The following is a 13,396-nucleotide window of genomic DNA, read 5'->3' on the forward strand; positions in this document are numbered from 1 at the left end:
GCAGGACAACAGTAAAATCAGAGCGTTTCTGCTTTTACTGATGTCTGGCGGTCGGAGCTGGTGACCAGTTTGACCCACATCTCATGGGGCAAGGTTTTTCATCTTGTCCGATATTCTTACCTCCCCGAAACGGGTTTGCGCTTATGAAATCAATGAGTATTGCCGCCAGTTATGAACTGGTTTCCCGACTTTCTACCCATCGTCGCGTGGTGGCGCTGGAAGATACTGATTTTACGGACGTCGCGGCAGTCGTCATTACCGCTGCGGATAGTCGCAGTGGCATTCTTGCGTTGCTTAAGCGCACCGGTTTTCATCTACCGGTGTTTTTGTATTCCGAACATGTTGTTGAAGTGCCTGCGGGCATTACGGCGATTATCAACGGTAACGAGCAGCAGTGGCTGGAGCTGGAGTCTGCTGCTTGTCAGTATGAAGAGAATTTGCTGCCACCGTTTTATGACACGTTGACGCAGTACGTTGAGATGGGCAACAGCACCTTTGCTTGTCCAGGGCATCAACATGGCGCGTTCTTTAAGAAGCATCCAGCCGGACGCCATTTTTACGATTTCTTCGGTGAGAACGTCTTTCGCGCCGATATGTGTAATGCCGATGTGAAACTGGGCGATCTGCTTATCCATGAAGGCTCGGCGAAAGATGCGCAGAAATTCGCAGCCAAAGTTTTTCATGCCGATAAAACCTATTTTGTTCTTAACGGTACTTCAGCAGCGAATAAGGTCGTGACCAATGCGTTGCTAACACGTGGCGATCTGGTGCTGTTTGACCGCAATAATCATAAGTCGAACCATCACGGCGCGTTGATTCAGGCCGGTGCGACGCCGGTGTATCTGGAGGCCGCGCGTAACCCGTTCGGTTTTATCGGCGGTATTGATGCGCGCTGTTTTAATGAAGATTATTTGCGCGAGCAAATTCGCGACGTCGTGCCAGAAAAAGCTGAGCAATCGCGCCCGTTTCGCCTGGCGATCATTCAGTTAGGAACCTATGACGGCACTGTCTATAACGCCCGTCAGGTGATCGATACCATTGGGCATCTGTGCGATTACATTCTGTTTGATTCCGCATGGGTCGGTTATGAACAGTTTATCCCGATGATGGCGGATAGCTCGCCGCTGCTGTTAGAACTTAACGAAAACGATCCGGGGATCTTTGTTACCCAGTCGGTGCATAAACAGCAGGCGGGATTCTCGCAGACGTCGCAGATCCATAAAAAAGATAACCATATTCGCGGGCAGGCGCGTTTTTGCCCGCATAAGCGGTTGAATAATGCCTTTATGCTCCATGCTTCCACCAGCCCGTTCTATCCGCTATTTGCCGCGCTGGACGTCAATGCCAAAATCCATGAAGGGGAGAGTGGTCGTCGGCTGTGGGCTGAGTGCGTTGAGACGGGAATTGAAGCGCGCAAGGCGATTCTTGCACGCTGTAAGCTGTTCCGTCCGTTTATCCCACCCGTTGTCGATGGCAAATTGTGGCAGGATTATCCGACGTCAGCGTTGGCCAGTGACCGCCGTTTCTTCAGCTTTGAACCAGGAGCAAAGTGGCACGGCTTTGAGGGATATGCCGCAGAGCAGTATTTTGTTGATCCGTGCAAGCTGTTACTGACCACGCCAGGTATCGATGCCGAAACCGGTGAATATAGCGATTTTGGCGTACCGGCGACGATTCTGGCGCATTATCTGCGTGAGAACGGCATCGTACCGGAAAAGTGCGACCTCAACTCCATTTTGTTCTTATTAACACCGGCGGAAAGTCACGAGAAGCTGGCACAACTGGTGTCGATGCTGGCGCAGTTTGAACAGCATATTGAGGGTGATTCGCCGTTGGCTGAGGTGCTGCCGAGTGTTTATAACAAATATCCGGTGCGCTACCGCGACTACACTTTGCGCCAGTTGTGTCAGGAGATGCACGATTTGTATGTCAGCTTCGACGTCAAAGACCTGCAAAAAGCGATGTTCCGCCAGCAGAGTTTCCCGCCAGTGGTGATGAATCCACAGGATGCGCATAGCGCCTATATTCGCGGCGAAGTGGAGTTGGTGCGGATTCGTGATGCCGAAGGGCGAATTGCGGCTGAAGGGGCGCTGCCGTATCCGCCGGGGGTGCTTTGCGTAGTGCCGGGGGAAGTCTGGGGAGGCGCGGTACAGCGTTATTTCCTCGCACTGGAAGAAGGCGTGAATTTGCTGCCGGGGTTTTCGCCGGAGCTACAAGGTGTCTATAGCGAAACTGATGCGGACGGCATGAAACGGTTGTACGGTTATGTATTGAAGTGAGAATAAAAAAACGGGTCACCTTCTGGCGACCCGTTTCTCTTTGCGTAATTAGTGGCTAACAGTCTGTGTGCCCGCAGGGACACGAACGTGTTTGTATTTAAACATCGCCATGAATGCGAAGGCCAGAACCACGGAGTAACCTGCGAAAATCAGCCATACGGTCTGCCAGTCGGTAATGCCGTTTTGGGTGTACATCTCAACCACTTTACCGCTCACAATACCGCCGAGGATACAGCCGAAGCCGTTGGTCATCATCAGGAACATCCCCTGCGCACTGGCACGAATTGCCGGGCTGACTTCTTTTTCGACAAACACTGAACCAGAGATGTTGAAGAAGTCGAATGCGCAGCCGTAGACAATCATTGACAGCACCAGCAGTACAGTACCGAACGGAGTCGGGTCGCCATAAGCAAACAGCGCAAAACGCAGGATCCACGCCACAATACTGATCATCATTACGTTCTTAATGCCGTAGCGGCTTAAGAAGAACGGGATGGTCAGAATGAACAGAGTTTCCGAGATCTGCGAAATCGACATGATGATCGACGCATGTTGCACGATGAAGCTGCTGGCAAACATCGGGTCTTTGTCGAAGCTGTGCAGGAAAGTATTACCGAACATGTTGGTAATCTGCAGTTCCGCACCCAGCAACATCGAGAAAATGAAGAAAATCGCCATACGCTTGTTTTTAAACAGCGCGAATGCATCAAGCCCCAGCAAAGTCGTCCAGCTCTGATTCGCTTGCTGTTTAGCAACCGGAATATGCGGCAGCGTAAAGGTAAACAGCACCAGAACGGCTGAGAGAGCTGCGCCAATATACAGCTGCATGTGGCTTAATTCGAAGCCAGACAGGCTCACCACCCACATCGCCATAATAAAGCCGATGGTGCCCCAGATACGGATTGGCGGGAAATCCGTCACAATATCCAACCCGGCATTTTGCAGGCGATAGTAGGAGATAGTGTTGATTAACCCAAGCGTTGGCATATAAGCAAACGAGTTAATCAATATCACAAGGAACATCGCCTCCGGCGTGGTGACTTTCGCCGCCATGAAGAGAGTGATCGCACCAATAGTGTGACAAATGGCGTAAACCCATTTCGCACTTAACCATTTGTCGGCCACAATCCCCAGCAACGCAGGCATAAAGACAGCGGCGATACCCAATGAACTATAAACTGCGCCGATAGAGGCACCGTCGAACTTCAGGGTAACAAACATATATGAGCCGAGGGTCGTCAGCCAACTTCCCCACAGGCAGAACTGCAGAAAAGAGAGAATTTTCAGCTGCAGCTTAAGATTCATGTTAATTTCCTCACATCATGATGCGGATGAGTGTTTCAAAAAGCACATTTGACCGTGCAAGATGATGCGATTCTATCAACTTCACTGACTGTTTTTTTGTTACCCGTGGCAAATAATTGCAAATAATATCGTTTTGCAAAACATAATTGTGATGTAGATAACACTTTTGCCCCAAGACATCGTCAAGGGGCGATAAGTGCAATTATCGGCGACGGTAAGATTTTTGCGCCATGTTCACTTTATAGAGATAGCGGCGAGATTCCGCAGACGGATGACGTGTGGTCAGTGTCTGATAAACATCGCCCGGCGTCATAGTATTAATGATGTTGGCAGCCTTAATTTTATCATTTGAGAAGACGCGTAATACGCTGCCTGCGCCGCCGTTATAGGCGGTGATGACGGCATAACGCCGCGACGTTGGGTTATCAATGCCGCCAAGATAAACATTATTCAGCATCGCCAGATATGCGGTGCCGGTATCAATATTGCTGGCAGGATCAAACAAGAAACTTCGGCTCGGCGTGCCGGATTTCCCCTGCGAGCGGAATACATCTTTCCCGGCGGTGTGTTGTACCACCTGCATTAATCCCAGCGCGTCGGAACGGCTGACCGCATATGGGTTGAAGGAGGATTCGGTCTGCATAATCGCCAGAATCAGCGACTCATCGACGCCATATTTCCGTGACGCCTGGCGGACCATGCCGAGATATTTATGCGCACGTTTATCAAGGTGGTTCGGCACCATGTTAATGGTGACGCTGTAGATGATACGCAACCCGTTGCTGCGGCTCTTCAGACGGTTTTTCAGCAGATAATCCGCGAAGTTGCTCGCGCGACCTTCCCAGCGAATCGGCTGCCCGGTGTTGTCCACCACCTGACCGTAAAGGAAAGGTTCTTTCGAAATTGTAATATCATCAACGTCGGAATAGAGATCGACCGAACTCGGATCGTCACCCATCAGCAACGTTTTGATAATTGCCCGGCGCAAATGCGCGGCAGGTTCTGTCCCGGCGATGGTTTCGATAGTAATCGTACCGTCATCGAAGTTGATGTGACTGCGGGTCTGATATTGATCGGTGTATTTCACGTAGTCCTTAGGACCGGCGATCACCACCTCTTTGAATCCCCAGATGTTCTCAATATTGTGGGCAAATTGCCCCATCAGAATATCAAAACCGTTGGTATCTTTGACCCAGGCTTCGTTATAGGTATCGCCTTTTTTGGTCGTCGAACAGGAGATGAGCAACGGCGCAATCAAAGCCAGCGCGAGATATTTTTTCATCATTCCGGGTGCGTGTTGTGTTTGTTTTTATGCAAGTTGCCGGAGGCGTGCTCCGGCACTGTTTTTATTTTTTATCTTCCGGCGTATAGCCCTCGATATGCACCTCTTTACCCTCGAACAGGAAGTTGACCATCTCCTGCTCCAGCAGCTTGCGGTGCTCGGCATTCATCATGTTGAGTTTCTTTTCATTAATCAGCATGGTTTGTTTGTGCTGCCACTGCGCCCAGGCTTCTTTGGAGATCTCGTTATAGATGCGTTTTCCCAGTTCGCCGGGGTACAGCTGAAAATCCTGACCTTCTGCTTCACGTTGCAGGAAAGTACAAAAAATCGTTCTGCTCATAAATCATCCTCTTTATCGACTCACGCGCTAAACCGGCGCGCCAGTGCGTAACTGCTGTAACAAACGCTCCACGGGAGCCGCCAGACCAACTGACGGCGGTTGCGCTAAGTTATACCAGAGCGCATTGCCTTCATCCATGCAACCGGTGAATGACGACACGGGAAGCCACATAGGCACAATATCTAAATGGAAATGGCTGAAGGTATGCCGAAACGCGGTGAGTTGCGCCAGGTTATCGGCAGCAATCTGCCGTTGCGCCAGCCATTCTCGCAAACTTTCTTCATCGGCAAACTGCGGGAAACAGTATAAGCCACCCCACAATCCGCTTGGCGGACGCTGCGCCAGAAACACTTCATCTTCGTGCTGTAACAGCAGAAAGTAACCTGTGCGTTCCGGCAGTGTCTGTTTTGGTTTTTTGCCCGGATAAAGCGACCAGCTGTTATTGGCGGCGGCAATACAACCGTTTTGTAGCGGGCAGAGCGAACACTTCGGTTTCGAGCGCGTACAAATCATCGCGCCTAAATCCATCATCGCCTGATTAAACCGCTCCACGCCGACGGCGGGCGTAACCTGCTCGCTTAAACTCCACAGTTTATTTTCGACCTCTTTTTTCCCTGGCCAGCCGCTTACAGCATAGCAGCGAGCCAGCACGCGTTTGACGTTACCGTCGAGAATCGGAAAGTGCTTACCCAGAGAAAGCGAGAGAATCGCGCCTGCGGTGGAACGCCCGACGCCCGGTAACGCCGCGACTTCTTCGAAGGTTTCCGGGAATTTACCACCGTGTAAGGTCGCCACTTGTTGTGCCGCTTTATGCAGGTTGCGCGCGCGGGCGTAATAGCCAAGCCCGGTCCACAAGTGGAGAACTTCGTCCAGCGGCGCATTGGCGAGATCGGTCACTGTCGGGAAACGCGCCATAAAGCGTTCAAAATAGGGGATAACGGTCGCAACCTGAGTTTGTTGCAACATCACTTCTGAGAGCCATACTTTGTAGGGCGTCTTGTCAATTTGCCAGGGCAGAGTTTTTCGCCCGTATTTATCGTACCAGTCCAGAACCTGGGCTGAAAATTGCGACGCTTGCATGGTCACCGAATTCACTGTAGTTGGGGGCAAGATTGCAGCACAGCGACGGCAGGGTGTAAACCGGAACTTTCCGCAGCCACGGCCTTATCATGCTTGCATCCGGCAACTAACTTTGGATAATGCCCGTTTTCAGAACACTTTCACAAGCGACTAAATCTTTATGAAAAACGACGTCATCTCACCGGAATTTGATGAAAACGGCCGCCCACTGCGCCGTATCCGTAGTTTTGTGCGCCGCCAGGGGCGACTGACCAAAGGCCAGGAACATGCGCTGGAAAACTACTGGCCGGTGATGGGCGTTGAGTTCAGCGAAGATATGCTGGATTTCCCTGCGCTTTTTGGCCGTGAAGCGCCAGTGACGCTTGAGATTGGTTTCGGCATGGGCGCTTCGCTGGTAGCAATGGCTAAAGAGCGCCCGGAGCAGGACTTCCTCGGCATTGAAGTGCATTCGCCGGGCGTTGGCGCTTGTCTGGCTTCTGCGCATGAAGAAGGGTTAGATAACCTGCGTGTGATGTGCCATGACGCAGTCGAAGTGCTGCATAAAATGATTCCTGACAATTCATTGAGCATGGTTCAGCTCTTTTTCCCTGACCCGTGGCACAAAGCGCGCCATAATAAACGCCGTATCGTTCAGGTGCCGTTTGCTGAGCTGGTAAAAAGCAAACTGAAACTGGGGGGCGTATTCCATATGGCGACCGACTGGGAACCTTATGCGGAACATATGCTTGAAGTGATGTCTTCCATTGACGGTTATAAAAACCTGTCAGAGAGCAACGATTACGTACCGCGTCCGGCATCACGTCCGGTGACGAAATTTGAACAACGTGGTCATCGTCTTGGTCACGGAGTATGGGACTTAATGTTCGAGAGGGTGAAATAATGGCAAAGAACCGTAGCCGTCGTCTGCGTAAAAAAATGCACATCGACGAATTCCAGGAATTAGGATTTTCGGTGGCATGGCGATTCCCGGAAGGTACATCGGAAGAACAAATTGATAAAACCGTTGATGACTTTATTAACGAGGTTATCGAACCGAACAAACTGGCCTTTGACGGCAGCGGCTATCTGGCCTGGGAAGGTCTGATCTGTATGCAGGAAATCGGCAAATGCACCGAAGAACATCAAGCGATTGTGCGTAAGTGGTTGGAAGAGCGCAAACTGGATGAGGTACGCACCAGCGAACTTTTCGACGTTTGGTGGGACTAAGAAAACATACGGGCGATGACAAATGCAAAACTGCCTGATGCGCTACGTTTATCAGGTCTACAAAGATGCACGATCGAGTAGGCCGGATAAGGCGTTTACGCCGCATCCGGCATGGACAACGCGCACTTTGTTATCAATCTGGGCCAGCAAATGCTGGCCTGATTTGTTCTTGAGGGAAGATTATGATGCGCAAAATGCTGCTGGCGGCAGCACTTTCAGTGACGGCAATGACCGCTCACGCCGACTACCAGTGCAGCGTCACGCCGCGTGACGATGTGATTGTCAGCCCGCAAACCGTGCAGGTGAAGGGCGAAAACGGCAATCTGGTGATCACGCCAGACGGCAACGTGATGTACAACGGCAAACAATATTCTCTGAACGCTGCCCAACGCGAGCAGGCGAAGGATTATCAGGCAGAATTGCGCAGTACGTTACCGTGGATTGATGAAGGCGCGAAAAGTCGCGTCGAGAAAGCTCGCGTCGCGCTGGATAAAATTATCGTTCAGGAGATGGGCGAAAGCAGCAAAATGCGCAGCCGTCTGACCAAACTGGATGCGCAATTAAAAGAGCAGATGAACCGCATTATCGAAACGCGCAGCGATGGCCTGACGTTCCACTATAAAGCTATCGATCAGGTTCGCGCCGAAGGCCAGCAGTTAGTGAATCAGGCAATGGGCGGTATTTTGCAGGACAGCATTAATGAAATGGGCGCGAAAGCGGTGCTGAAAAGCGGCGGTAACCCATTACAGAACGTGCTGGGAAGCCTGGGGGGGCTGCAATCCTCAATCCAAACCGAGTGGAAAAAGCAGGAAAAAGATTTCCAGCAGTTTGGCAAAGATGTCTGTAGCCGTGTCGTGACACTGGAAGACAGCCGCAAAGCCCTGGTCGGGAATTTGAAATAATCCTCTATTCTAAGACGGCATAATACTTTTTTATGCCGTTTAATTCTTCGTTTTGTTACCTGCCTCTAACTTTATAGATCTCCAAAATTCATTCACGTTGTAAATTGTTTAACGTCAAATTTCCCATACAAAGCTAAGGGATAATACGTAGCGTTCACGTAACTGGAGGAATGAAATGGAGTTTTTCAAAAAGACGGCACTTGCCGCACTGGTTATGGGTTTTAGTGGTGCAGCATTAGCATTACCGAATATCACCATTCTAGCGACCGGCGGGACGATTGCCGGCGGTGGTGACTCCGCAACCAAATCTAACTACACAGCGGGTAAAGTTGGCGTAGAAAATCTGGTCAATGCGGTGCCGCAACTGAAGGACATTGCGAACGTTAAAGGCGAGCAGGTAGTTAATATCGGCTCCCAGGACATGAATGACAATGTCTGGCTGACGCTGGCGAAAAAAATTAACACCGACTGCGATAAAACTGATGGCTTCGTTATTACCCACGGTACTGACACGATGGAAGAAACCGCTTACTTCCTCGACCTGACGGTGAAATGTGACAAGCCAGTGGTGATGGTAGGTGCAATGCGCCCATCCACTTCCATGAGCGCAGACGGTCCATTCAATCTGTATAACGCGGTAGTGACCGCAGCCGATAAAGCCTCCGCCAACCGTGGTGTGCTGGTGGTGATGAACGACACCGTGCTTGATGGTCGTGACGTCACCAAAACTAATACCACCGACGTAGCGACCTTCAAGTCTGTTAACTACGGTCCGTTGGGTTACATTCACAACGGTAAGATTGACTACCAGCGTACCCCGGCACGTAAGCACACCAGCGACACGCCGTTCGATGTCTCTAAGCTAAATGAACTGCCGAAAGTCGGCATCGTTTATAACTACGCCAACGCATCCGATCTTCCGGCAAAAGCACTGGTAGATGCAGGCTACGACGGTATCGTTAGCGCCGGTGTGGGTAACGGCAATCTGTATAAAACCGTGTTCGACACCCTGGCGACCGCTGCGAAAAACGGCACTGCGGTAGTACGTTCTTCCCGCGTACCGACAGGCGCAACCACTCAGGATGCCGAAGTGGATGATGCAAAATACGGTTTCGTCGCTTCTGGCACGCTGAACCCGCAAAAAGCGCGCGTTCTGCTGCAACTGGCACTGACGCAAACTAAAGATCCACAGCAGATCCAGCAGATTTTCAATCAGTACTAATCGCCTCGCCCCGGTATCGTGCCGGGGCTTTTTCACTTCAGACTCACGTCCATTGCCAATTGTTATTATCATGATGATAATCACTGGAATAAATTATTCCTCGCGAGGGTTTTCTGGTGAAAAAGCAATGGATTGTAGGCACGGCGCTGTTTGTGTTGATGTCTGGTAATGGCTGGGCCGATGGCGAACCGCCAACTGAAAATGTCTTAAAAGATCAATTCAACAAGCAGTATCACGGCATACTCAAGCTTGATGCCATCAGCTTAAAAAACCTTGATGCAAAAGGTAATCAGGCCACCTGGTCAGCGGAAGGCGATGTTTCTTCCAGTGATGATCTCTATACCTGGGTTGGTCAACTGGCAGACTACCAACTACTGGAACAGACCTGGACGAAAGATAAACCGGTAAAATTTTCGGCGATGTTAACCAGTAAAGGAACACCTGCGTCTGGCTGGACGGTGAACTTTTACTCTTTTCAGGCAGCAGCCAGCGATCGTGGGCGGGTGGTCGACGATATCAAAACGAATAATAAATATCTGATCGTGAATAGCGAAGATTTCAATTATCGCTTTAGTCAGCTTGAGTCAGTGTTGAATACCCAGAAGAACTCGATTCCTGCGCTGGAAAAGGAAGTGAAAGAGCTTGATAAGCAAATGGCGGCGGCGCAGAAAGCAGCGGATGCATATTGGGGAAAAGATGCAAACGGCAAGCAAATGACCCGCGAAGACGCCTTCAAAAAAATACACCAGCAACGGGATGAGTTTAATAAACAGAATGATAGCGAGGCGTTCGCGGTTAAATATGACAAAGAGGTTTATCAACCGGCGATTGCGGCATGTCATAAACAAAGCGAAGAGTGTTATGAAGTGCCGATTCAGCAGAAACGGGATTTCGATATCAACGAACAGCGGCGACAGACCTTTCTGCAATCACAAAAACTTAGCCGTAAATTGCAGGATGACTGGATAACGCTCGAGAAAGGGCAATATCCGTTAACGATGAAGGTTTCAGAAATAAACAGTAAAAAAGTCGCGATATTAATGAAGATTGACGATATCAATCAGGCGAGCGATCGCTGGAAAAAAGATACCGAACAATTACGACGTAATGGGGTGATTAAGTAATTATTGCGATGACGTATGACCTGTAGCCGGATGCTGCGTTCACGCCGCATCCGGCTACAAGTTTACTCCGCCAGAAAAAGCTCCAGCAGCGAATTTAAAAACAACTTCCCATGTTTCGTTATCTGCCAGTAATCCGCACACTCAGTAAGATAACCCTGAGCGATAGCCTCGTCTAACTGTGGACGTATCACCTCTTCAGAAAGACCTGTGTACTGGCTAAACTCCACGCGCGGTGCGACTTCCAGCAAACGGAAGCGATTCATAAAGAACTCAAAGGGCTTGTCTGCGGCTTCCACATCGCGCTGGCTTTCCAGATACCTTCCCTGCATAAAGCCGCGCGGGTGTCGCGTTTTCGTGGTGCGCAGAATACGACCATCAGGGAAGGTCACTTTGCCGTGCGCGCCGCAGCCAATACCGATGTAGTCACCAAATCGCCAGTAGTTGAGATTGTGCTGGCACTGATAACCGGGTTTGGCGTAAGCGGAAGTTTCATATTGCTGATAACCCGCTGCGGTTAACAACTGATGCCCCTGTTCGAAAATATCCCACAGCGCGTCGTCGTCCGGCAGTACCGGCGGGCGTGAACCAAACAGCGTATTAGGTTCGATGGTCAGTTGATACCAGGAAAGATGCGGCGGATTCAGTTCAATAGCCTGGCGCAGATCGCCAAGCGCCTCTTCCAGCGATTGATCCGGCAGCCCATGCATTAAATCAAGGTTAAAGCTACGCAGCCCCAGCTCGCTTGCCAGTTTTGCAGCACGCTTCGCTTCTTGCGGGCCATGAATACGTCCCAGCCGTTTCAGCTTTTCTTCGCTAAAGCTCTGTACACCAATGGAAATGCGGTTCACGCCGGCACGCTGGTAATCGACAAAGCGATCGGCTTCTACCGTACCAGGGTTCGCTTCCATAGTAATTTCTGCATCCACTGCCAGCGGCAAACGCGCACGCACGCCGTCCAGCAGCGTTTGTATCGCCGGGCCGGAAAGCAGGCTCGGCGTACCACCGCCAATAAAGATTGTCTTTACTTCACGGTTCTGTGCGTAAGCGACATCGTTGTCCAGATCGCTAAGCAGATGCTGAACATAATCGTCGTGCGGCACTTCCCCTTTCAACGCGTGAGAATTGAAATCGCAGTACGGGCATTTCTGCACGCACCACGGGATGTGAATGTAGAGACTCAGCGGCGGTAATTTAACCATTACGTAAAGCGTCCAGCAGCAGTTTCAATGCCTGACCACGATGGGAAATTGCGCTCTTTTCTTCGCGGGTCAGTTCGGCAGCGGTTTTACCTTCGGAAGGCACAAAGAAAATCGGATCATAACCAAAGCCACCAGTACCGGCTGGTTCACGGGTAATCACGCCCGGCCAGCTGCCGTGGCACACCAGCGGAGTGGGATCTTCCGCGTGACGCAGATACACCAGCACACAGTGGAAGCGAGCCTGACGTTGGTCGTCCGGTACGTCTTTCAGTGTTTCCAGCAGTTTTTGCAGATTCTTTTGATCGGTTGCGTCTTCACCGGAATAACGCGCGGAGTAAATCCCTGGCGCGCCGCCAAGTACATCTACCGCCAGACCGGAGTCGTCGGCAATCGCTGGTAAACCGGTCGCTTTTGCCGCGTGGCGCGCTTTCAGAATCGCGTTTTCGATAAAGGTCAGGCCGGTTTCTTCAGCGGAATCAACGCCAAGTTCCGTCTGAGCCACAATATCAAGACCGAAGTCGCTAAGCAGCGACGCCAGCTCACGCACTTTACCGGCATTGCCGGTTGCGAGGACAACTTTTTGCATAGGATACCTAATTAATTAACGCCGCGATTTCTGGCGGGATTTGTTGCGGATTAATGATTTTAATTTGTTTGTGGCGACCAAGTTCGCCTTTTTCAATCACCACCTGGCTTTTGGCTACCCGGAATTGCTTGCCGAGAAACTTCACCAGATAGCTGTTGGCCTGACCGTCAACCGGCGGCGCGGTAATGGCGACTTTTACCTCGTCGCCATGTAAACCGACAATAGAATCACGGCTGGCTTTCGGCTGAATATAGAGCCGCAAAACCAGGCCGTCATCGTTAACTGTTACGGCACTCATAACGCCATCCACAGCCCCGGTAGCAGCATGTTTCCGGTCGCCTGCAATACTTCTGCGACACCCATATTGATGACATACAGCAGCAGAACGAGGATCATCGGCGAGAAATCAATCCCACCCATTGCCGGCAGCAGGCGGCGAATCGGGCGCAGCAGCGGATCGGCAAGCTGAATCAGCACGTATTCAATCGGGCTACGACCCTGGCTTACCCAGCTCATAATCGCCATCACCAGCAGTACCCAGAAAATCAGCAGGCCAATGGTTTTCAGCAGAATTAATAAACCGGCAATCCAGATGATTGGCAGGAAGGTCACCACTTTAAACAGCACAATGGCTTTGATGAAACTGAGAATATAGGCAACCAGCAGCGAGGCGCTGTCAATTGGCCCCATTGCCGGAATAACGCGGCGCAGTGGCCCGATAATTGGCTGTGTCACTTTCACCACAAACTGTGAGAAAGGGTTGTAAAAATCACAATGAGCCCACTGCATCCAGATGCGTAATAACAGCACCATGGTATACAGCTCAATGACCGTTGAAAGCAGGAAAGTCAACGTATTCATGGCGTTCCTT

At 50.8% G+C, this 13,396-nt stretch carries 14 protein-coding genes; 6 read left to right on the forward strand and 8 right to left on the reverse strand.

The genetic code is table 11. The features are described 5' to 3' along the window. Positions 1 to 143 precede the first annotated feature (143 nt). Positions 144 to 2,279, forward strand: coding sequence for an ornithine decarboxylase (gene speC / locus BEG40_RS12085; RefSeq protein WP_105285469.1), 2,136 nt, complete (start codon positions 144 to 146; stop codon positions 2,277 to 2,279). Positions 2,280 to 2,327: 48 nt separating this feature from the next. Here the strand turns inward: speC and nupG are convergent, their stop codons facing one another. From nupG to mutY, 4 genes are all read right to left on the reverse strand, one after another. Next, positions 2,328 to 3,584: a nucleoside permease NupG gene (nupG, locus tag BEG40_RS12090; protein WP_001049785.1), complete on the reverse strand. Its 1,257-nt coding sequence runs from the start codon at positions 3,582 to 3,584 to the stop codon at positions 2,328 to 2,330. 202 nt (positions 3,585 to 3,786) lie between these two features. Further along, positions 3,787 to 4,866 carry a membrane-bound lytic murein transglycosylase MltC gene (gene mltC / locus BEG40_RS12095; protein ID WP_105285470.1) on the reverse strand — a complete coding sequence of 360 codons (1,080 nt, stop codon included), beginning with the start codon at positions 4,864 to 4,866 and terminating at the stop codon, positions 3,787 to 3,789. A gap of 64 nt (positions 4,867 to 4,930) precedes the next feature. Next, positions 4,931 to 5,206: an oxidative damage protection protein gene (locus BEG40_RS12100; protein ID WP_000091700.1), complete on the reverse strand. Its 276-nt coding sequence runs from the start codon at positions 5,204 to 5,206 to the stop codon at positions 4,931 to 4,933. 27 nt (positions 5,207 to 5,233) lie between these two features. Then, complete coding sequence (gene mutY, locus BEG40_RS12105; RefSeq protein WP_105285471.1) at positions 5,234 to 6,286, reverse strand: A/G-specific adenine glycosylase; 1,053 nt, start codon at positions 6,284 to 6,286, stop codon at positions 5,234 to 5,236. Between the two features lie 160 nt (positions 6,287 to 6,446). Here mutY and trmB point away from each other — a divergent pair, with 160 nt between their 5' ends. The 5 genes from trmB to BEG40_RS12135 all read left to right on the forward strand — a co-directional run bounded on the left by trmB (position 6,447) and on the right by BEG40_RS12135 (position 10,740). Beyond that, positions 6,447 to 7,166: a tRNA (guanosine(46)-N7)-methyltransferase TrmB gene (trmB, locus tag BEG40_RS12115; RefSeq protein WP_000786919.1), complete on the forward strand. Its 720-nt coding sequence runs from the start codon at positions 6,447 to 6,449 to the stop codon at positions 7,164 to 7,166. Further along, the gene (locus tag BEG40_RS12120) at positions 7,166 to 7,492 is read left to right on the forward strand and encodes a YggL family protein (RefSeq protein WP_001107564.1); all 327 of its coding nucleotides are present in this window, start codon (positions 7,166 to 7,168) and stop codon (positions 7,490 to 7,492) included. Before trmB ends, BEG40_RS12120 begins: the two co-directional genes overlap by 1 nt. 182 nt (positions 7,493 to 7,674) lie before the next feature. Beyond that, positions 7,675 to 8,394, forward strand: a complete 720-nt coding sequence (locus BEG40_RS12125) for a YggN family protein (RefSeq protein WP_000984799.1) — start codon at positions 7,675 to 7,677, stop codon at positions 8,392 to 8,394. Between the two features lie 175 nt (positions 8,395 to 8,569). Beyond that, positions 8,570 to 9,616 (forward strand): L-asparaginase 2, encoded by a 1,047-nt coding sequence (gene ansB / locus BEG40_RS12130; RefSeq protein ID WP_000394132.1) that lies wholly within the window; start codon positions 8,570 to 8,572, stop codon positions 9,614 to 9,616. Positions 9,617 to 9,732: 116 nt separating this feature from the next. Further along, complete coding sequence (locus BEG40_RS12135) at positions 9,733 to 10,740, forward strand: DUF1202 family protein (RefSeq protein ID WP_105285473.1); 1,008 nt, start codon at positions 9,733 to 9,735, stop codon at positions 10,738 to 10,740. A 62-nt stretch (positions 10,741 to 10,802) separates the two neighbouring features. On the opposite strand, the gene hemW is transcribed toward BEG40_RS12135, so the two are convergent. Genes hemW through yggT form a run of 4 tightly spaced genes read right to left on the reverse strand, consistent with a single transcriptional unit; the run spans position 10,803 to position 13,386 of the window. Next, positions 10,803 to 11,939 (reverse strand): radical SAM family heme chaperone HemW, encoded by a 1,137-nt coding sequence (hemW, locus tag BEG40_RS12140; RefSeq protein WP_105285474.1) that lies wholly within the window; start codon positions 11,937 to 11,939, stop codon positions 10,803 to 10,805. Beyond that, on the reverse strand, positions 11,932 to 12,525 hold the full coding sequence (locus BEG40_RS12145) for an XTP/dITP diphosphatase (RefSeq protein WP_001174759.1): 594 nt from the start codon (positions 12,523 to 12,525) through the stop codon (positions 11,932 to 11,934). The genes hemW and BEG40_RS12145 overlap by 8 nt, the downstream gene beginning before the upstream one ends. A gap of 7 nt (positions 12,526 to 12,532) precedes the next feature. After that, positions 12,533 to 12,823, reverse strand: a complete 291-nt coding sequence (gene yggU, locus BEG40_RS12150) for a DUF167 family protein YggU (RefSeq protein WP_001277226.1) — start codon at positions 12,821 to 12,823, stop codon at positions 12,533 to 12,535. Next, positions 12,820 to 13,386: an osmotic shock tolerance protein YggT gene (gene yggT, locus BEG40_RS12155; RefSeq protein WP_001094831.1), complete on the reverse strand. Its 567-nt coding sequence runs from the start codon at positions 13,384 to 13,386 to the stop codon at positions 12,820 to 12,822. Before yggT ends, yggU begins: the two co-directional genes overlap by 4 nt. Positions 13,387 to 13,396 lie beyond the last annotated feature (10 nt).

The organism is Escherichia sp. MOD1-EC5495, from assembly GCF_002965965.1.
GTDB lineage: Bacteria > Pseudomonadota > Gammaproteobacteria > Enterobacterales > Enterobacteriaceae > Escherichia > Escherichia ruysiae.

Bases quoted from the DNA above. Each gene is read 5' to 3' on its own strand.
- speC (WP_105285469.1), top strand. From the start codon at position 144: ATGAAATCAATGAGTATTGCCGCCAGTTATGAACTGGTTTCCCGACTT.
- nupG (WP_001049785.1), bottom strand. From the start codon at position 3,584: ATGAATCTTAAGCTGCAGCTGAAAATTCTCTCTTTTCTGCAGTTCTGC.
- mltC (WP_105285470.1), bottom strand. From the start codon at position 4,866: ATGAAAAAATATCTCGCGCTGGCTTTGATTGCGCCGTTGCTCATCTCC.
- BEG40_RS12100 (WP_000091700.1), bottom strand. From the start codon at position 5,206: ATGAGCAGAACGATTTTTTGTACTTTCCTGCAACGTGAAGCAGAAGGT.
- mutY (WP_105285471.1), bottom strand. From the start codon at position 6,286: ATGCAAGCGTCGCAATTTTCAGCCCAGGTTCTGGACTGGTACGATAAA.
- trmB (WP_000786919.1), top strand. From the start codon at position 6,447: ATGAAAAACGACGTCATCTCACCGGAATTTGATGAAAACGGCCGCCCA.
- BEG40_RS12120 (WP_001107564.1), top strand. From the start codon at position 7,166: ATGGCAAAGAACCGTAGCCGTCGTCTGCGTAAAAAAATGCACATCGAC.
- BEG40_RS12125 (WP_000984799.1), top strand. From the start codon at position 7,675: ATGATGCGCAAAATGCTGCTGGCGGCAGCACTTTCAGTGACGGCAATG.
- ansB (WP_000394132.1), top strand. From the start codon at position 8,570: ATGGAGTTTTTCAAAAAGACGGCACTTGCCGCACTGGTTATGGGTTTT.
- hemW (WP_105285474.1), bottom strand. From the start codon at position 11,939: ATGGTTAAATTACCGCCGCTGAGTCTCTACATTCACATCCCGTGGTGC.
- BEG40_RS12145 (WP_001174759.1), bottom strand. From the start codon at position 12,525: ATGCAAAAAGTTGTCCTCGCAACCGGCAATGCCGGTAAAGTGCGTGAG.
- yggU (WP_001277226.1), bottom strand. From the start codon at position 12,823: ATGAGTGCCGTAACAGTTAACGATGACGGCCTGGTTTTGCGGCTCTAT.
- yggT (WP_001094831.1), bottom strand. From the start codon at position 13,386: ATGAATACGTTGACTTTCCTGCTTTCAACGGTCATTGAGCTGTATACC.